Here is a 17,741-nt window from a genome sequence, read left to right on the forward strand (position 1 = left end):
GCAGGCGCGCGGGCCGGCCAGACCATCCCCCGCGCGCCAACCTGTCAGGCCACCAGCACGTCGTCGTCGATGGCGTAGAGCGGCTCCGCGCCGGCGGTGGCGGCGCGGGCGAGCGCCGGGGCCTGGACCATGATCTGGGTGGCGAAGAAGTGTGCCGTGGCGATCTTGGCCTTCAGGAAGGGCCGGTCGTCCGCGCCCTGCTCGACGAGGTCGGCGGCGGCGATGGCCGCCTTCGTCATCAGCCAGCCGCCCACGGTCAGGCCCATCAGCCTGAGGAACGGCGCGGCGCCCGCGCCGGCCCCGTTCATGTCGGACCCCAGCATCGCGGCCAGCTTTTCGCCGGCCTCGCGCGCCGCGTCGGCCGCCTCGGCCAGCGGCCCGGCCATCGCCTGCACGGCGGGGTCGCCTGCGCCCTGGGCGATGTCGGCGGTGGCGACGATGTCGGCCAGCAGCGCGCGCATGGGCTCGCCGCCGTTCAGCGTCAGCTTGCGTCCGACAAGGTCCATGGCCTGGATGCCGTTGGTGCCCTCGTAGATCGGCAGGATGCGGCTGTCGCGGTAGTGCTGGCCGGCGCCGGTTTCCTCGACGAAGCCCATGCCGCCATGCACCTGTACGCCGACCGAGGCCATCTCGACGCCGATATCGGTGCCGAAGCCCTTGGAGATCGGGGTCAGCAGCTCGGCCATCCCCTGACGGATCCGGCGCACGCTCTCGTCGGGGTGGCGGCGGGCGAAGTCGAGGCATTCGGCGTTGTAGATGCAGATCGCCCGCGCGGCCTCGGAATAGCCCTTCATGGTCATCAGCATGCGGCGGACGTCGGCATGGTCGATGATGGCGCCCGTGCCGCCGGGGCGCAGGCTGCGGCCCTGCACCCGGTCGCGGGCGAAGCGCACGGCGCGCTGATAGGCGCGGTCGGCGATGGCGACGCCCTGCACGCCGACCGACAGCCGGGCGTTGTTCATCATGGTGAACATGGCCCGCATGCCCTTCATCTCCTCGCCGACCATCCAGCCGACGCACTGGCCGTTGTCGCCATAGGACATGACGCAGGTCGGGCTGCCGTGAATGCCGATCTTCTCCTCCAGCGAGGCGCAGCGGACGTCGTTGCGTTCGCCAAGCGTGCCGTCGTCGTTGACGAAGAACTTCGGCACCAGGAACAGGCTGATGCCCTTCGTCCCCTCCGGCGCGCCCGGCGTCCGCGCCAGCACCAGGTGGACGATGTTGTCGGTCATGTCGTGTTCGCCGAAGGTGATGAAGATCTTCTGGCCCTGGATCAGCCAGGCGCCGTCGCCGCGCGGCTCGGCCTTCGTGCGCAGCGCGCCCACGTCCGATCCGGCCTGGGGCTCGGTCAGGTTCATGGTCGCGGTCCACTCGCCGGAGACCATCTTCTCGAGATACTTCGCCTTCAGCTCGTCGGAGCCGTGCGCCTCGAGGGCGTCGATGGCGCCCTGGGTCAGCAGCGGGCAGAGCGAGAAGGCGAGGTTGGCGGCGTTCCACATCTCCGTCAGCGGGATGGTCACCGCCCAGGGCAGGCCGCCGCCGCCTAGCTCCGGATCGAAGGGCACGCCGTTCCAGCCGCCTTGCGAGAACTGGCGGTAGGCGTCGGCAAAGCCCGGCGCGGTTCGGACGACCCCGTTCTCCAGCTTCGCGCCCTCCTGGTCGCCGGCCCAGTTGATGGGCGCCAGCACGCCGCCGGCGAACTTCGCGCCTTCCTCGAGGATGGCGTCGACCAGATCCGGCTCGGCATGGTCGTAGCCGGGCAGTTCCGAGAGCGCCTTGAGATCCACCACGTGGTTCAGGACGAAGCGCATGTCGCGCACGGGCGCGGTGTAGTCGGACATGGCGGCTGACCTTTTCTTCCGGCGTTTCCTCGCTGGCGTATCTATGCCCCTCGGCTGCCGCGCTCAAGCGTGAAGCGAAGGGGCCTCTGCGATACGCCGGCGGGGACGCGCCGGATCGCCGCCGGTCAGTCCTTCGGCCTGGTCGCCATCACGACCTTGGTCATGGCCGGAATCAGCTCCTCGACGCGGATGCCGGTAAAGCCCGCACCCTCCATCACGCCGCTGACCCAGTCGGGTGTGATCGACTTCGCCGCCGGGGTGAAGGCCATGTGCTGCAGCTGCCAGAGCGCCGCCAGCGTCGGGCCGGAGCGGTCGTCCTCCACCATGAAGTCGTGGACGATGTAGCGCCCGCCCGGGTTGAGGACGCGGTACGCGTGGCGCGCCAGGTCGGGGATCGACTCGCCGGGGACGCCGTTGAACAGATACGACATGATCAGCGCGTCCTGGCCCTCCGGCCATTCGGTCTCCAGCGCATTGCCGGGGATGAAGTCGATGCGGTCCGACAGGCCGGCCTCGGCGACGAAGGTCTCGCCCAGCTTCACCACGTTCGGGAAGTCGAGGATGGTGACTTTCAGGTTCGGCCAGGCGCGGCAGAGTTCGATGGCGAAGGCGCCGGTGCCGCCGGCGACGTCGAGCAGGCTTTTCGCCTCCGACAGGTCGACCATGCGGGCAAGCGTACGGGCCGGGCCGATCGAGCCGGAATGCTGGCTCTCGGAATAGAGACGCGCCTCCTCCGGGTCGTCCATCCAGCGGGCGTAGGAATCGATCTGTTCGGGCTCCATGTCGTCCTTCACGACGGCCTCGAGGCCCTGCATGAACGGGAACATCTGACGGTCGATCTGGAAGCGCAGATAGTCGCCGAAGTCGTACTTCGCGCCCTGGACCAGAAAGGCCTGCGCGCCGGGCGAGTTGGCGAAGGCCGAACCCTCCCGCACCAGCAGGCCGATGGAGTTGAGCGCGGTGAGCAGCGTGGTCATGCGGTTCTCGCGCACGCCGGCCTCCCGCGCCAGCTCGGCGGCGGATTTGGGTCCTTCGGACAGCCGGGTGAAGACGCCGACATGCAGTGCGACGAACAGCGCCTTCGACGCCATGAACCCGAAGGCGATGTTGGAAATCTGCTCGGCTTCCGTCACGGGCTGGGCCACGGTTCTTTCTCCTTGATGATTTCGGTGCCCGCTCTGTCTAGCAGCCTGTCAAGGATATCGCAGCGCAGCAAAAGCGCGCGGCGGGCCGCCGGGCGGATGACGCGGCGGCCGCGAGGCGCTATATCGGAGTCATGAGCATCTTCGATTTCCTCGTCGGCCTGTCGCTGTTCATCGTCTTGGCCGTCCTGTTCACCGGCATCGTCTCGATGGTCCGGGGCGGGGAGTTCAACCGGAAGTACGGCAACAAGCTGATGCGCCTGCGCGTGGGGGCCCAGATGCTCGCCATCGCGATGCTGGGCCTCGCCTTCCTGCTGGACGGCTGAGCGATGGTGACGCTGTCGAAGATCTACACCCGCGGCGGGGACAAGGGGCAGACGTCGCTTTCTGACGGCTCGCGGCGGGCGAAGACCGATCCGCTGATCGAGGCCTATGGCGCGGTCGACGAGACCAACGCCGCCATCGGCGTCGCCCGTCTGCACACCGAAGGCGAGGCGGACGCCATGCTGGCGCGCATCCAGAACGACCTGTTCGATCTCGGCGCCGATCTCGCCACGCCCCACGCCGAAAGCTACAAGTGGGAGCCGCTGCGCGTCGTCCAGACGCAGGTCGACCGCCTGGAGGCGGAGATCGACGCGATGAACGGACGCCTAGAGCCGCTGAAGAGCTTCATCCTGCCCGGCGGCGGAGCGGCGGCGGCGCAGCTTCACATGGCGCGCACGATCTGCCGCCGCGCCGAACGGCTGATGTGGCGCGCCGCCGAGACGGCCGAAATCAGCGACGCGGCGCTGAAATACGTCAACCGCCTGTCGGACCACCTCTTCGTCCTCGGCCGGGTGCTGAACGACGACGGCCGCGCCGACGTGCTGTGGACGCCGGGAGCGAACCGCTGAGGACCCGGCAATGAGCGAGGGTCTGATCGAGGGGGCCGACGGGCTCCGCCGCTGCGGCTGGCATGGCGGGCTCGACGACTACCGCGCCTATCACGACGACGAATGGGGCCGGCCGGAAACCGACGACATCCGCCTGTTCGAGAAGATCTGCCTGGAAGGCTTCCAGTCGGGGCTGAGCTGGCTGACCATCCTGCGCAAGCGCGAGAATTTCCGCGCCGCCTTCGACGGTTTCGACTATCGCCGCGTCGCCGAATACGGCGAGGGGGACGTGGAGCGGCTGCTGGCCGACGCCGGCATCGTGCGTCACCGCAAGAAGATCGAATCGACCATCAACAACGCCCGCCGGGCGATCGAGCTGGAACGGGAGGCGGGCGGTCTCGCGCGGTTCTTCTGGAGCTTCGAGCCGGAACCGGACGCGCGGCCCGACCCGGTGACCCATGCGCACATCATGGCCAATCCGACGACGCCCTTTTCCGCGCGGCTGTCGAAGGAGCTGAAGAAGCGCGGCTGGAGCTTCGTCGGCCCGACCACGGCCTATGCCTTCATGCAGGCGATGGGGCTGGTCAACGACCACATCGAGGGCTGCGCCTTCCGCGCCCGGGTCGAGGACGAACGCGCGGCGCTGAAGCGGCCCTGACGTTCCAGGTTCGAGTCCTGCGCGGCGCAAAGCGCCGGCGCGGGACCCATGCCTGAGCACATCCTGGCCGGTCCACGCAGGCGGATACACTCAGGCGTGGATCCCGGGCTCCGGCTGACGCCGGCCCCAGGATTCGGCACAAATTCTACCGCTGCACGACGCAGCCGATGGGTCAGCGGTCCCAGGTGTCGCCGGTGACGCTGGCGAAGTGGGGCTCAGCCGCGGCCCAGGATCTCCGCCCGCTTCTCGTCGTAGCGCTCGTTCTCCTCGGCCAGCTTGTCCTCGAACTTGTCGTAGGCGTCCGAGACCTTCTCGTCGAGCTTGCGGCCCTTCTCCTCGATCTTCCCGGCCTTGTCCTCCTTCGCCGCCTCGCGGCGGAATTCCGCCTCCGCCTTCTCGACCTTGCGGCGCAGCTCCTGCTCCAGCTTCGCGACCTTGCGGTCGTGCTCGGCGTCGAGCTGGCGGAGTTCACGGCGGATCTCGTCGGAAGCGTCATCGGGCAGCGGCGGATAGCTGCGCGCCGCGCCGACGCCGCCGATCCCGCCCCGTCCGCGCCGGATCTCGGCCTCGGCCGCATCCAGCACGCGGATGGCGACATCGCGGACGATGTCCTCGATCAGCTCGCCGCCGCGGGAGCGTTCCTGCGCCGCGGCCGGCGCGGCAATGCAGAGGGCGGCGGCCAGAGCCATGCCGGCGGGCGCGATGATGCGTTTCATGGGGGAGCCCCTTCATGTTTCCATCCGGGCCATATGGGGACGCGAACTGAACCTGTCCTGACCGGCGATGTGCGGACGCATCCCCCACCCCGTCCCTCCCTCGTCCCGAAGGAGAGGGTGGCCCGCGCCGGCGGGTCGGGGGGGCCGTTTGCAGGTCCCTTACCGCTGCACGACGTAGCCGATGGATTCGCGGTCCCAGGTGTCGGTGGTGACGCCCGCGTCACGCAGGTCGCCCTTGCGCAGCTTGCCCGAGGCGGTCTTGTCGAGCTCGGCGATCCGCCGCACGAAGCGCGGCACGGCGTAGCGCGGCATGCGCGGCGCGCAGTAGTCCAGCAGCTCCTTCGGCTCGACGGACCGGCCCGGGGTCTCGACGATCACCGCCATGACCTCCTCCTCGCCGCCGGCGCCCTCGACCTTGACGCCGACCACCGCGCTCTCGGCGATGGCGGGATGGGCGTTGATCACCTGCTCCACCTCGAAGGCGGAGATGTTCTCGCCGCGGCGGCGGATGCAGTCCTTGATGCGGTCGACATAATGCAGCCGGCCCCTGGCGTCGATGCGGCAGGCGTCGCCGGTGTGGAACCAGAGATTGCGCCAGGCCTCCACCGTCTTCTCCGGCATGCGGTAGTAGCCGGCAGAGAAGATGCCCGGGAATTTCGGGCGGATGAGAAGCTCGCCGACCTCGTCGGTTCCCAGCGGCCAGTCGGTCTCCGGGTCGGCGATGCGGACCTCGTAGAACTCGTCGTCGATATAGCCCGCGCAGCCCGGCTCCAGTCCCGATTCGTTGACGTCGCCCAGGGCGGTCATGCCGCATTCGGTCATGCCGAAGCCCTGCACGATCTTGAAGCCGAAGCGCTGCTCCATCGCCGCGCCCCATTCCTTCGAGATCGGCACGGCGGTGACCATGCGGAGCCTGTGGTCGCGGTCGCGGTCGGTCGGCGGCGTGTTGAAGACGAACTCCGGCATCACGCCCAGCAGGTTGGTGATGGTGGCGCCGGTCTCGATCACCTCGTCCAGCCAGCGATTGGGGCTGAAGCGCTGCACCACGTGCGCCCGGCCGCCGGCCATCATCGTGCCCAGGCACTGCAGGTTGAGCGCGTTGACGTGAAACAGCGGCATGCAGATGTAGTAGACGTCGTCCGCGGTCTGCCCGAGCTTGGCCAGCTGCCGGTCCATCCAGACGTAGAAATGCCCGTGGGGCAGCAATACGCCCTTGGCCGGTCCGGTGGTGCCGGAGGTGTAAATGATGGCGGCGAGATCGTGGATGCCGGGCTCCACCGCCGGCGGCGTCCTGCCCCGGCCCGTGGCCTCGAAATCGTCGAAGCTGCTGATCTCCGCGCCCAGCAGCGCTTCCGGCAGCTCGGCCGGCGGCGGGCCGCCGACGACCACGACGTGGGCGGGCTTCGCTTCGCCGCGGTCGACGCCCTCGAAATGATGCACCAGGTCGATATCGACCAGCACCGCCTTCGGGTCGGAGTTCTGCAACTGATGCTGCAGGAAGGCGCCGCGGAGCTCGGTGTTCACCGGCACGAAGACCGCGCCGGCCTTCATGATGCCGAACAGCGCCACCATGAACTCGGCGCGGTTCTTCACCAGCACCAGCACCCGGTCCCCTTCGCCGATGCCGGCGCCTGCCAGCGCGGCGGCGAGATCGTCGGAGCGCCGGTCGAGGCCGGCATAGGTCAGCTCCAGGCCGGTGTCGAAGGTCAGATAGGTCTTCTCGCCCAGTTTCGCCGCCTGGCGGCGGACCAGGTGGATGACGGTCCAGTCGGAAAAGTCTCTCATCGCGTCCTCCCCGGAAACGGGCTGCATATTCGCCAGCCGCGCCGCGCTTCGCAAGCCGCCCGAGCCTGCCGCTACGTCACTCCCGGCGCAGTCGATAATTACCTTTGCCAATGCGTGGAATCCGGCCCTAGAGTTTTTCGGAAATATGGCGGACCGGCGGACAACGCCGGCCGATTCTCAACAGGGAGGGACGGACACATGATCCGCAAGACTGCACTGGCGGCTGCGGCCGCGATGGCCCTGGCCGCCGGGCTGGCCCAGGCCGAACCGAGGGAAATGCGCTACGCCACGGCGGCGCCGGAAGGCACGCCCTGGGGCAAGTTCCTGAACAGCACCGTGGCCGAGATCCATTCGCGGACCGACAAGCTGAAGATCGTGCCCTATTTCTCCTCGGCACTGGGCGACGAGCAGACGGCGATCCGCCAGACCGTGCGCGGGCGCATCGACATTTCCGGACAGTCGGGCGTCGCGACGTCGCTGATCGCGCCCAGCTTCGAACTGCTCAACGCGGCGTTCCTGTTCGAGTCGCCGGAGCAGTCGGACTGCATGTTCGACAATCACATCGGCCCGATCTTCGCTGACCAGATGGCCGATTCGGGGCTGGTGCTGCTGTCCTGGGTCGAGGTGGGTCACAGCTACACCTCGTCGAAGTCGCCGATCCGGACGCTGGAAGACATTCAGGGGATGAAGCTGCGCATCCCGCCCACCAACGCCAGCCAGTTCTTCTACGAGGAGCTGGGCGCCAACGGCGTGCCCATGGGCGTGGTCGACATGGTGCCGGCGCTCAAGACCGGACAGGTCAACGGCATCACCACGTCCACGGTCTATGGCATCGCTATCGGGCTGCCCAAGCTGGCGCCATTCACCCTGGTCCATCACGCCACCCACGACGTCGGCACGGTGACCGTCTCCAAGAAGGTCTGGGACGAACTGGACGACGAGCAGAAGTCGGCGCTGGGCGTGATCGACGAACAGGTCCAGGCCCTGCGTGCCGGCATCCGCGGCGCCGAGGCGCACCTGCTGGGTCAGGTCGAGGCCGCCGGCGCGCCCGTCTACCGCCTGCCTGCGGCGGAGAAGGCGCGCTGGAAGGAGGCGTCGGTACGCGCCACCGAGCGCCTGATCGAGGAAATCGGCGGCGACGCGCCGGAAATCTGGGAGAAGATCACGAAGGCCAAGACGGCCTGCTCCTGATCCCCGCCGCGCGCTGACCACGGCCATGGCGGCCCTGCTGAAATGGCTGCTGCGCCTCGAAAGTCTCGCGGCGGCGCTGGCCTACGTGATCGTGGCCGGCCTGCTGCTGGGCGAGATCGTGGCGCGGGAGGTTTTCGCCAGCACCATATGGGGCTCGCAGAAGATGGCGGTCTTCGCCGCCATCTATGCGGGCTTCCTGGGGCTGTGCCTGGCGACGGCCGCCAACAGCCATCTCCGGCCGCAATTCGCCGACAAGTGGTGGCCCGAGCGCTGGAGCCCGGCGCTCGGGCGCATCGGCGACCTGATCTCGGCCGCCATCTTCATCGGGCTGGGCTGGATCGGAATTGAGTTCGTCAGCCAGACCATCCAGTACGGCGACGAGGCGGCGGTGATCCGCTGGAAGCTGTGGTGGATCCAGTCGGTCATCGTCTACGCCTTCTTCTCTTCGGCGCTCAGGCACCTGATCTTCGCCGCGCGGCCCGATCTGAAACCCGCCCCCGACCTTGCCGAAGTCTGAGGCCCGCCGATGGAAGTCCTGATTCTCGTCGGCATCGTCCTGCTGCTGCTCTCGCTGCGGCAGAGCGTGATCCTGATCCTGTTCGTCGCCGCGTCCTATGTCCATTTCGTCTGGGGCGACGGGGAACTCACCTATCTGATCGAGGACCTGTGGACCAGCGTGAACCGGGAGGTGCTGCTGGCCATCCCGATGTTCGTGCTGGCCGGCAACATCATGACCCGCGGCTCCATCGCCGAGCGGCTGATCGCCATCATGCGGGCGCTGACCCAGTGGCTGCCCGGGGGCCTGGCGGTCTGCACCATCCTCTCCTGCGCGGTGTTCGCGGCGCTGTCGGGCTCCTCGCCGGTGACCCTGCTGGCCGTGGGCTCGATCATGTATCCGGCCCTGATCGCGCAGGGCTATCCGAAGAAGTTCTCGCTGGGCGCACTGGCCTCGGCCGGCACGCTGGGCATCGTCATCCCGCCGTCGATCCCGCTGATCCTCTATGGTATCGTCACCGAGAAATCGATCGTCGACCTGTTTCTGGCCGGCATCGTGCCGGGCCTGCTGCTGACGGTCGTGCTGACGGCCTACTCGCTGTTCCACAACCGGCGGATCGAGTCCCAGCCCTTCGAGGCGGGACAGCTTGCGCAGGCGCTGAAGAACGGCGTCTTCGCGCTGATGACGCCGGTGATCCTGCTGGGCGGCATCTATTCCGGATTCTTCTCGGCCACCGAGGCAGCGGCAGTCGCGGTGGGCTACGCCGTCCTTGTCGAGGTCTTCGTGCACCGGGAACTGCGCGCGCGCGACTTCTACGGCATCGCAGTCGAGACATCGCGGTTGCTCGGCACGCTGTTGCCCATCGTCGCCATCGCGCTGTCGATCAATCTGCTGCTCACCGCCGAGCGCATCCCGCAGGAGCTGGCAGTGTGGATGACCGGGTTCGTCGACAGTCAGTTCACCTTCCTGGTGCTCCTGAACATCTTCCTGCTGATCGTCGGCTGCCTGGTGGACATCGGCGCGGCCATCCTGATCCTGGCGCCGATCCTGCTGCCCATCGCCCAGGCCTATGGCGTGGACCCCATCCACTTCGGCATCATCATGGTGGTCAACCTGGAGATCGGCTACATCACCCCGCCGATCGGCCTCAACCTCATCGTCGCCATGACCGCGTTCAAGGAGGATTTCCTGCTGATCTGCCGTTCGGTGCTGCCGTTCATCGGGCTGATGCTGTTCGTGCTGATCCTGGTGACCTGGATCCCCGGACTCTCGCTCTGGCTGGTGCGCTGAGAAGACTCAGCCTTTCGCCCGCAGCAGGCGCTGCTTCTGGCGCTGCCAGTCCTTGTCCTTCTGCGCCTGGCGTTTGTCGTGCTGCTTCTTGCCCCTGGCCACGCCGAGCAGCAGCTTGGCGATGCCCCGGTCGTTGAAGTAGAGCTTCAGCGGCACCAGGGTCATGCCCTCCTTCTGGCGCGCCCCGATCAGCCGGCCGATCTCGCGGCTGCGCATCAGCAGCTTGCGCGGCCGCCGCGGCTCGTGGTTGTTGCGGTTGCCCTGCTTGTATTCGGGGATGTGGGCGTTGATCAGCCACAGCTCGCCGCCTTCGGGCGAGGCGTAGCTCTCGGCGATGTTGGCGCGCCCGGCGCGCAGCGATTTCACCTCGGTACCGGTCAGCACCAGCCCCGCCTCCATCGTGTCCTCGATGAAGTAGTTGTGGCGCGCCTTCCTGTTTTCCGCGACGACCCGTCCCACGATGATCTAGTTCAGCAGGCCCGCATGGCGCAGCGCGCCGTCGACCTCCGCCTTGGTCTCGTCGGTGATGGGCGCCAGCGGCAGCCGCGTGTGGGGTGAGAGATCGGTCATGATGCGGGAGACGGCATACTTCACCGGGCCCGGGCTGGGCTCCAGGAACAGGGCGTTGTGCAGCGGCATCAGCCGGTCCTGATAGGCCAGCGCCGTGGCGTAGTCGCCGGCCATGCAGGCGGCCTGGAACTCGGCGCAGAGCTTGGGCGCGACATTGGCGGTGACCGAGATGCAGCCATGGCCGCCATGCGCCATCAGCGCCAGCGCCGTGCCGTCCTCGCCGGAGAGCTGGATGAAGTCCGGCCCGCAGGCCTGGCGCTGCAGGGAGACGCGCTCCAGCTTCGCCGTCGCATCCTTGACGCCGATGATGTTCTCCAGCTTCGCCAGCCGCGCCATCGTCTCCACGGACATGTCGACCACCGAGCGCGGCGGGATGTTGTAGATGATGATGGGAACACCGATCTCGTTGAGCGCCTCGAAATGGCGGTAGAGGCCTTCCTGGTTCGGCTTGTTGTAATAGGGCGTGACCACCAGGCAGGCGTCGGCGCCCGCTTCCTTCGCGTGGCGGGTGAGGCCGATCGCCTCCCGGGTGTTGTTCGACCCGGTGCCGGCGATCACCGGCACGCGGCCTCCGGCGACCTCGATGCAGAGCTCCACCACCCGGCGATGCTCGTCATGCGACAGCGTCGGCGATTCGCCGGTCGTGCCCATGGGCACAAGGCCGGTGCTGCCTTCGGCGATCTGCCACTCGACGAATTTGCGGAAGCCGGCCTCGTCCACGGCGCCGTTCTGGAACGGCGTGATCAGCGCGGGGATCGATCCCTTGATATCCATCTCACTGTCTCCGTCGATTAAGGCCGGGGGCCGGAACGACCGCTTATAGCGACGCCGCCCGAGGCCGGGCAAGCGGCGAGTTGTGGCGGCGGCCGCAACGGCCCTGCGAAATCCGGCTTGACGTCCCCATATGGTCGGGCAGGCTCGACCCAGCAACGGAGGCCCTGTTTGCGACCCTCCCCGATTCTTGCGATCGCCCTTGTCCTGTCGGCCATGACCGCCGCCGCCGCCACAGCCGCGCCCCTGCCCCCGGCCAACGAGGAACGGCGCGTGCAGAGCCGCGAGAGCGCCATGCTCTCCGCTGGCGACCGCCAGGCCTACCGCCGCGCTTTCGACGCGGCGCGCGAGCGCGATTGGGATGCGCTCGACCGCATTCTCGGCGGCATCCGCGACGACCGTCTGTTTCCGGTGCTGCAATGGCTGCGCATCCGCCGCGAGGGCGTGGAGGACCGCGACGCGATCCGGGCCTTCCTGGAGGCCCATCCCGAGTTTCCCAGCCTGGATGCAGTCCGCGTCGAGCTGGAGCGGCTGGTGGCGCGGGAGGCGGGCGTCAGCGAGGCGCTGGCCCATTTCGCACACCACCCGCCGCAGACCGGCGAGGGCGCGGTGCGCCACGCTCTGCTGCTCGACCGGGCCGGCGAGCGCCAGCTGGCGCTCCGCATCGCCCGGGAAGCCTGGCGCGGCCACGATCTGGAAAAGCCGCTGGAAGCGGATCTTCTCGCCGCCTTCGGCGATGCCTTCACCACCGAGGACCACTGGAAGCGCCTCGACCGGCTGGTCTGGAACGGGCAGAGCAGCGCGGCGGGGCGGATGGAGCCGCTGGTGCCCAAGGACGACTGGCTGCTGGCCGACGCGCGCCTGAGCCTGCGCTTCGCCCGCAGCCGCGCCGAAGCGGCCTATGACCGCGTGCCGCAGTCGCTGAGGGACGATCCGGGGCTGGTCTATGAGCGGGTGCGCTATCTGCGCCGCCAGGGCCGCAACGGCGAAGCCCAGGACATCCTGTCGACAGCCGGACCGATGCCGGGAATCGACAGCCGCTGGTGGGTGGAGCGGCGCATCCAGGTCCGCAATCTGATCCAGGACCGCGATTTCGAGCGCGCCTACCGCATCGCCAGCGATCACGGCATCGACGAGGGCATAAACTTCGCCCGCCTGGAGTTCGAGGCCGGCTGGCTGGCGCTGCGTTTCGTGGGCCGGCCGGAGGCGGCGCTGGCCCATTTCCGCGCCCTCTACGAAGGCGTCGGCACGCCGATCAGCCGCGCCCGGGGCGCCTACTGGACGGCGATGGCCCATCACGAGCTGGGCAACGCGCGGGAGGCGCAGGAGTTCCTGGAGCTGGCGGCGATCCATCCCAATACCTATTACGGCCAGCTCGCCGCGCTGCGCCTGGGCCGGGCGGATCTGGCGCTGCCGCCGCCGGAGCCGGTCGCGGAAGCGCGCACGCGCGCCTTCGCCGAACGTCCGCTGGCGGTCATGTCCCGTCTGCTGATGGAGGTGGAGCAGAACGCCCTGGCCCGGACCCTGCTGTCGCACGCCGTGGAGACCGCCGAAACGCCGAAGGACTACGCCGCCGCCGCGCGCTTCGCCGACGATACCGGCATGACCGACATGCAGGTCCTGCTCGGAAAGATCGGCCTCGCCGCGGGCGCCGACGTGATGCAGACGGCCTATCCGGTGCACGCGGCCCTGCGCGACAACCGCTTCGTCGATCCCGCCCTGGCCCACGCCATCGCCCGCCAGGAAAGCACCTTCAATGTCGAGGCCGTGAGTCCCGTCGGCGCGCGCGGGCTGATGCAGCTCATGCCCGACACCGCGCGCGAGAAGGCCGGCGATATCGCGCTCGCCTACACGCCCGCCCGGCTGACCCGCGACGCGGCCTACAACGTCGCCCTCGGCAGCAGCTATCTGAGGGAGCTGATCGACCGGTTCGACGGCTATCTGCCCATGGCCATCGCCGCCTACAACGCCGGGCCCAGCCGGGTGAATCAGTGGATCGAGGAGAACGGCGATCCCCGCAGCGGCGCGGTTCATCCCGTCGACTGGGTGGAGATGATTCCGTTCTACGAGACCCGCAACTACGTGCAGCGGGTGCTGGAGGGGCTGCAGGTCTACAGGGTGCGCCTCGCCCGGGGCCGATCGGCCCCGAACCGCCTCGACGAGGATCTCGGCCTCAGACCGGCGGCTGTCTGTCTCGCGGCTTCAGCCCGCGGCGCCTGCTGACAGCCGCGCCGCCGGTTCGGTCTCGGTGCGGAGCACCAGGTGGCCGGGGAAGAAGAGGCGCACCGTGGCGCCCGCGCCGCGGCGGCTCTCGATCTCGATCCGGCCGCCGTGCATGCGCATCAGGCTGTCGGCGATGCTGAGCCCCAGCCCCGTGCCGCCGCCCTGGGACTGGTACTGGTTGCGCGCCTGATGGAAGGGCTGGAGGATTTCCCGCAGCTGGTCCGGCGAGATGCCGATGCCCTGATCGGCGACCTCGACCAGGTATTCGCCGTCGGCGTCGCGGGCGCGCACCTCGATGACGCCGCCCGGATGGGAGAACTTGACGGCGTTCGACAGCAGGTTGAGCAGGATCTGGCGGATGGCCTGGGCGTCGGCGTTGAGCCGGACGTCGGGCTCCAGCCGCTGACGCAGCTCCAGGTCCTTGTCCTCCATCTGGAACTCGATCATGGGCGTGACCGCGGCCACGGCCTCGCCGAGAGCCAGCGGCGCCAGCTCCAGTTCGCGCTTGCCGGCCTCGATCTTGGAGAAGTCCAGAACGTCGTTGATCACCGCCAGCAGGTGCTTGCCGCTGGTGTTGATGTAGCCGGCGTATTCCTCGTTCTTGCCGGGATCGAACTTGAAGATCGTGATCATCTCCGAGAAGCCGATGATGGCGTTCAGCGGCGTGCGCAGTTCGTGGCTCATGTTGGCCAGGAACATCGACTTGGCGCGGTTGGCGGTCTCGGCCTCCTCGGCCAGCACCTCGGCCTTCTCCTTGGCCTCGGTCAGGCGCTGCTCGCGCTCGGTGACCGCGCCGACCATGTAGTCGAAGGCGCGCCCCATGTCGGCGATCTCGTCGCGGCCGTCGACGGGGATCGGCGCGCGCTCGCCCTCGACCCAGGCGAACATGGACGACTTCAGGTTCGACAGGCGCGCCAGCACGTCGTTGCGCACGAAGAACAGCAGACCGCCGATCAGCAGCACGCTCAGCACCAGCGCGACCGTCAGGATCGCGGTGCTCTCGCGCTCCAGCTGCACGATGCTGGCATTGCGCCGCTCGGTGTCGTCGCGGATGTGGAAGAAAAGGTCGGACACGGCGCTGTTGAGCCGGTTGGACAGCAGCTTGTTGTTGGCCAGCAGGCCCTCCTGGCGGCGCTCCAGGATCACCAGCTCGCGCTGCAGACCGAAGGAGACGCGCGTCGCCTCGATCAGCCGGACGAAGGCCTCGTGGACCGACGCCACCTCGTCGGGTACGGGCGCCACGGAGGCGAAGTTGTCCATCCGCTCGGTGGCGATGCCGACATGGCGTTCGAACTCGTCCTCCAGCCGGCCGATCCGGACCGAGCTATCCGCCGCCGGCAGGGCCAGCTGCGCGCCCAGCGCCCAGTCGACCTCGGTCAGCCAGCCGAAGGGTACGGCCAGGCGGCGCTCGCGCCCGGCGCTCTCCAGATCCTGGACCCGGGCGCGCAGCCGCAGCGCCCCGCGGGTATGCTCGGCGATGCTGTTCTCGATGACGATGCGCCGGGCGACGGAATCATTGAGCCGCTGCAGGTTTTCGATCATGTCGGTGCGGCGGGATTCGACGGCCCTCACCAGTTCCCGGTCGGCGGGCGAGCCGACGCCGACGCGGCGCTCGAAGGTCGACAGCGCCGCTTCGAGCGAACCCAGGTGATCGGCCAGGCGGTGGTTGATGGCCTGGCGGACGAATTCCGAATCGACGCGCGCCAGCGACGGTGCGGTGGACGAGATGGCGCTGGTGATCGACCCGAGGCGGGAGGCGGCGATGAGCTTCGGCATCGCTTCGCGCGCCACCGCTTCGTAGGAGCCCTGCATGCGGTCGAAGGTGAACAGCGCCGTGACGATCGCGCCGATCACCACCAGCGCGATGACGGCCAGCGCGGCGGAGAACTTGGTCGCGACGGAGCGCCCCCTCATCGTCCCGGACTCCGGGAATCGGGCCTATCTGACCGGCGGTGCGTAATGCAGCCCTCCCTCGGTCCACAGCGCGTTCAGCCCGCGGTCCATCTTCAGCGGCGAATTCGCGCCGACGTGACGGTCGAAGATCTCGCCGTAATTGCCCACGGCGCGGATCGCCCGCACGGCCCAGTCGTCGTCGACACCCATGCCGGCGCCGATGGCGCCGTCGACGCCCAGCAGGCGGCGCACCTCCGGGTCGTCCGACTGCCGCATGGCCTCGACATTGGCCGCGGTCACGCCCATCTCCTCGGCGGCGATGGTGGCCAGCACGGTCCAGCGCACCAGGTCGAACCATTCCTGGTCGCCCCTGCGCACCGCCGGCCCCAGCGGCTCCTTGGAGACGATCTCGGGGAACAGGACGAAGTTGCCGGGGTCGCTGGCGCGGTTGCGGAGCTGGGAGATCAGCACCACGCGGTCATAGGTGATGATCTCGCACTCGCGGGCGAAGAAGCTCTCATAGGTGCCGTCGATGGACTGGAACTCGATGATCTTGAGGCCGGGGTAGTAGGTGCGGACCAGTTCGTTGACGTTCTTCAGGGTGGTGGTGCCGCCGCTGACGCAGACATTGGCCTGCTCGACCTCGGCCAGGTTGCGGGCGCCCAGGGAGCGGTGGGCCAGGAAGCTCTGGCCGTCATAGTAGATCGTTCCGGTGAAGCTGATTCCCAGCGCGGTGTCGCGGGTGATCGTCCAGGTGGTGTTGGCCATCAGCACATCGAAGCCGTCGGCGGCCAGGGCCTCGAAGCGGATGACATCGTTGACTTCGTAGAATTCGACGGCCTCCGGGTCGTCCAGCGCTGCCGCGGCGATGGCGCGGCAGCAGTCGATGAACATGCCCTGCCAGCGGCCGTTCTCGTCGATCGCCGAGAGGCCCTGACCGCTGCGGGTGACGCCGCAGCGCACCACTCCGTCGGCCTTGACGCGGTCCAGCACCGCGCCGGCGCGGACCCCGGAACCGGGCGCGGCGGCCATGACGAGGCAGCCGGCGAGCGCGAGCGCACCGGCGAGGCGGGCGATGGCGGAGGGTGCGGAAATCATTCGGGGCGCTCCGGTGGCCATTGTCTGAACGCGTTAACCATCATGCTATCGTCCCTATCCTTGCCGAAAGGTAAACGATGCCGGCGCTTCAGGTTGACGGCGGCGGAATAGGCGTCACCTTTGGCGCCGCCCGGCGCAGTGTCCGGGCGCCGGAGAGGGGAGGGAGCCCGCCATGACGGTTTCGGTCGACGACATCCGCGCGGCGGCCGCGCGGCTGCGGGGCAGGGCCATCCGCCCGCCGCTGCTGGAATCGGCGCGCCTCAACGACCGCCTGGGCGGGCGGCTGCTGGTGAAGCCCGAATGCCTGCAGCGCACGGGTTCGTTCAAGTTCCGCGGCGCCTACAACACGCTGAGCGCCATGGATCCGGCGGTGCGGGCCAGAGGCGTCATCGCCTATTCGTCGGGCAACCACGCCCAGGGCGTGGCGCTCTCGGCGAAGCTATTCGGCGCGCCGGCCACCATCATCATGCCCCATGACGCGCCGGAGCTGAAAAAGCGCAACACCGCCGAATACGGCGCGGAGGTGGTGCTCTACGACCGTTATTCGGAGAACCGGGAGGCGCTGGGCGAACGGCTGATGGCCGATCGCGGCCTGACCCTGGTCAAGCCCTACGACCAGGAGAGCGTGATCGCCGGCCAGGGTACGGTGGGTCTGGAGATTGCGGAGCAATGCGCCGAGGCGGGCGTCACGCCGGACTTCGCGCTCTGCCCGGCCGGCGGCGGGGGGCTGATCGGCGGGGTCTCCCTGGCGCTGAAGGACGCTTTCCCGCAGATCGCCGTGCACCCGGCGGAGCCGGCGGATTTCGACGACTGGGGCCGCTCGCTGGCGGGCGGCGTCCGGGTTGCGGTAGACCCGTCGGCGCGCAGCATATGCGACGCCATCCTGACGCCGACGCCGGGCGAGATCACCTTCGAGATCGGCCGGCGCACCCTCTCGGCGGGGGTCGGGGTCAGCGACGAGGAGGCGCTGGCGGCCATGCGCGACGCCTTCCTGGAGCTGAAGATCGTGGCCGAACCCGGCGGCGTGGTGGCGCTGGCGGCGCTGCTGTCCGGACGGGTGGAACTGTCCGGCCGCACCGCCGTCGTCGTGGTCTCCGGCGGCAATGTCGACCCGGCGCTGTTCCGCCGCGCCCTCGACATGACGGAGATGCCGTCGGCCGCGTGACGCGGCACGGCGCGTGCGCTAGGCTTTCCG

16 protein-coding genes are annotated in these 17,741 nt (G+C 68.7%); 8 read left to right on the forward strand and 8 right to left on the reverse strand.

Annotation, left to right across the window (positions count from 1 at the left end; genetic code table 11):
* Positions 1-44: 44 nt before the first annotated feature.
* Positions 45-1,841, reverse strand: a complete 1,797-nt coding sequence (locus CWC60_RS03895; protein WP_109792695.1) for an acyl-CoA dehydrogenase — start codon at positions 1,839-1,841, stop codon at positions 45-47.
* 125 nt (positions 1,842-1,966) lie between these two features.
* Positions 1,967-2,986, reverse strand: a complete 1,020-nt coding sequence (locus tag CWC60_RS03900; protein ID WP_206419754.1) for a methyltransferase — start codon at positions 2,984-2,986, stop codon at positions 1,967-1,969.
* 131 nt (positions 2,987-3,117) lie between these two features.
* Between CWC60_RS03900 and CWC60_RS03905 the strand changes: the two genes are divergently transcribed.
* Genes CWC60_RS03905 through CWC60_RS03915 form a run of 3 tightly spaced genes read left to right on the forward strand, consistent with a single transcriptional unit; the run spans position 3,118 to position 4,513 of the window.
* Positions 3,118-3,309 (forward strand): twin transmembrane helix small protein, encoded by a 192-nt coding sequence (locus tag CWC60_RS03905; protein WP_109792696.1) that lies wholly within the window; start codon positions 3,118-3,120, stop codon positions 3,307-3,309.
* A 3-nt stretch (positions 3,310-3,312) separates the two neighbouring features.
* On the forward strand, positions 3,313-3,876 hold the full coding sequence (locus CWC60_RS03910) for a cob(I)yrinic acid a,c-diamide adenosyltransferase (RefSeq protein ID WP_109792697.1): 564 nt from the start codon (positions 3,313-3,315) through the stop codon (positions 3,874-3,876).
* A 10-nt stretch (positions 3,877-3,886) separates the two neighbouring features.
* Positions 3,887-4,513: a DNA-3-methyladenine glycosylase I gene (locus CWC60_RS03915; protein WP_109792698.1), complete on the forward strand. Its 627-nt coding sequence runs from the start codon at positions 3,887-3,889 to the stop codon at positions 4,511-4,513.
* Positions 4,514-4,728: 215 nt separating this feature from the next.
* Here the strand turns inward: CWC60_RS03915 and CWC60_RS03920 are convergent, their stop codons facing one another.
* On the reverse strand, positions 4,729-5,229 hold the full coding sequence (locus CWC60_RS03920; RefSeq protein WP_109792699.1) for a hypothetical protein: 501 nt from the start codon (positions 5,227-5,229) through the stop codon (positions 4,729-4,731).
* 159 nt (positions 5,230-5,388) lie between these two features.
* A complete protein-coding gene (locus tag CWC60_RS03925; protein ID WP_164516348.1) occupies positions 5,389-7,014 on the reverse strand; it encodes an AMP-binding protein in 1,626 nt (541 codons plus the stop codon).
* Positions 7,015-7,212: 198 nt separating this feature from the next.
* On the opposite strand from CWC60_RS03925, the gene CWC60_RS03930 reads away from it, so the two are divergent.
* The 3 genes from CWC60_RS03930 to CWC60_RS03940 are packed head-to-tail and all read left to right on the forward strand — an operon-like array spanning position 7,213 to position 9,991.
* Positions 7,213-8,205 carry a TRAP transporter substrate-binding protein gene (locus CWC60_RS03930; RefSeq protein WP_109792701.1) on the forward strand — a complete coding sequence of 331 codons (993 nt, stop codon included), beginning with the start codon at positions 7,213-7,215 and terminating at the stop codon, positions 8,203-8,205.
* 25 nt (positions 8,206-8,230) lie between these two features.
* Complete coding sequence (locus CWC60_RS03935; protein WP_109792702.1) at positions 8,231-8,722, forward strand: TRAP transporter small permease; 492 nt, start codon at positions 8,231-8,233, stop codon at positions 8,720-8,722.
* Positions 8,723-8,731: 9 nt separating this feature from the next.
* A complete protein-coding gene (locus tag CWC60_RS03940; RefSeq protein WP_109792703.1) occupies positions 8,732-9,991 on the forward strand; it encodes a TRAP transporter large permease in 1,260 nt (419 codons plus the stop codon).
* Between the two features lie 6 nt (positions 9,992-9,997).
* Here the strand turns inward: CWC60_RS03940 and smpB are convergent, their stop codons facing one another.
* Both smpB and dapA read right to left on the reverse strand, forming a co-directional pair.
* A complete protein-coding gene (smpB, locus tag CWC60_RS03945) occupies positions 9,998-10,456 on the reverse strand; it encodes an SsrA-binding protein SmpB (RefSeq protein ID WP_206419756.1) in 459 nt (152 codons plus the stop codon).
* On the reverse strand, positions 10,457-11,335 hold the full coding sequence (gene dapA, locus CWC60_RS03950; RefSeq protein WP_109792705.1) for a 4-hydroxy-tetrahydrodipicolinate synthase: 879 nt from the start codon (positions 11,333-11,335) through the stop codon (positions 10,457-10,459).
* A gap of 168 nt (positions 11,336-11,503) precedes the next feature.
* Here dapA and CWC60_RS03955 point away from each other — a divergent pair, with 168 nt between their 5' ends.
* The gene (locus tag CWC60_RS03955; RefSeq protein WP_109796339.1) at positions 11,504-13,555 is read left to right on the forward strand and encodes a lytic transglycosylase domain-containing protein; all 2,052 of its coding nucleotides are present in this window, start codon (positions 11,504-11,506) and stop codon (positions 13,553-13,555) included.
* Here CWC60_RS03955 and CWC60_RS03960 read toward each other — a convergent pair.
* Together CWC60_RS03960 and CWC60_RS03965 are read right to left on the reverse strand one after the other, a co-directional pair.
* The gene (locus CWC60_RS03960) at positions 13,535-15,469 is read right to left on the reverse strand and encodes an ATP-binding protein (RefSeq protein WP_109792707.1); all 1,935 of its coding nucleotides are present in this window, start codon (positions 15,467-15,469) and stop codon (positions 13,535-13,537) included. The two genes, CWC60_RS03955 and CWC60_RS03960, sit on opposite strands and share 21 nt — an antisense overlap.
* A gap of 24 nt (positions 15,470-15,493) precedes the next feature.
* A complete protein-coding gene (locus tag CWC60_RS03965; RefSeq protein ID WP_164516349.1) occupies positions 15,494-16,546 on the reverse strand; it encodes an amino acid ABC transporter substrate-binding protein in 1,053 nt (350 codons plus the stop codon).
* 172 nt (positions 16,547-16,718) lie between these two features.
* On the opposite strand from CWC60_RS03965, the gene CWC60_RS03970 reads away from it, so the two are divergent.
* On the forward strand, positions 16,719-17,711 hold the full coding sequence (locus CWC60_RS03970) for a threonine ammonia-lyase (RefSeq protein WP_109792709.1): 993 nt from the start codon (positions 16,719-16,721) through the stop codon (positions 17,709-17,711).
* The last annotated feature ends 30 nt before the right edge of the window (positions 17,712-17,741 follow it).

It is taken from the genome of Minwuia thermotolerans (assembly GCF_002924445.1).
GTDB classification, from domain to species: Bacteria; Pseudomonadota; Alphaproteobacteria; order Minwuiales; family Minwuiaceae; genus Minwuia; species Minwuia thermotolerans.

Excerpts from the sequence above, each read along its gene's own strand:
- CWC60_RS03895 (WP_109792695.1), bottom strand. The coding sequence starts at position 1,841 with ATGTCCGACTACACCGCGCCCGTGCGCGACATGCGCTTCGTCCTGAAC.
- CWC60_RS03905 (WP_109792696.1), top strand. The coding sequence starts at position 3,118 with ATGAGCATCTTCGATTTCCTCGTCGGCCTGTCGCTGTTCATCGTCTTG.
- CWC60_RS03910 (WP_109792697.1), top strand. The coding sequence starts at position 3,313 with ATGGTGACGCTGTCGAAGATCTACACCCGCGGCGGGGACAAGGGGCAG.
- CWC60_RS03915 (WP_109792698.1), top strand. The coding sequence starts at position 3,887 with ATGAGCGAGGGTCTGATCGAGGGGGCCGACGGGCTCCGCCGCTGCGGC.
- CWC60_RS03920 (WP_109792699.1), bottom strand. The coding sequence starts at position 5,229 with ATGAAACGCATCATCGCGCCCGCCGGCATGGCTCTGGCCGCCGCCCTC.
- CWC60_RS03925 (WP_164516348.1), bottom strand. The coding sequence starts at position 7,014 with ATGAGAGACTTTTCCGACTGGACCGTCATCCACCTGGTCCGCCGCCAG.
- CWC60_RS03930 (WP_109792701.1), top strand. The coding sequence starts at position 7,213 with ATGATCCGCAAGACTGCACTGGCGGCTGCGGCCGCGATGGCCCTGGCC.
- CWC60_RS03935 (WP_109792702.1), top strand. The coding sequence starts at position 8,231 with ATGGCGGCCCTGCTGAAATGGCTGCTGCGCCTCGAAAGTCTCGCGGCG.
- CWC60_RS03940 (WP_109792703.1), top strand. The coding sequence starts at position 8,732 with ATGGAAGTCCTGATTCTCGTCGGCATCGTCCTGCTGCTGCTCTCGCTG.
- dapA (WP_109792705.1), bottom strand. The coding sequence starts at position 11,335 with ATGGATATCAAGGGATCGATCCCCGCGCTGATCACGCCGTTCCAGAAC.
- CWC60_RS03960 (WP_109792707.1), bottom strand. The coding sequence starts at position 15,469 with ATGAGGGGGCGCTCCGTCGCGACCAAGTTCTCCGCCGCGCTGGCCGTC.
- CWC60_RS03965 (WP_164516349.1), bottom strand. The coding sequence starts at position 16,546 with ATGATTTCCGCACCCTCCGCCATCGCCCGCCTCGCCGGTGCGCTCGCG.
- CWC60_RS03970 (WP_109792709.1), top strand. The coding sequence starts at position 16,719 with ATGACGGTTTCGGTCGACGACATCCGCGCGGCGGCCGCGCGGCTGCGG.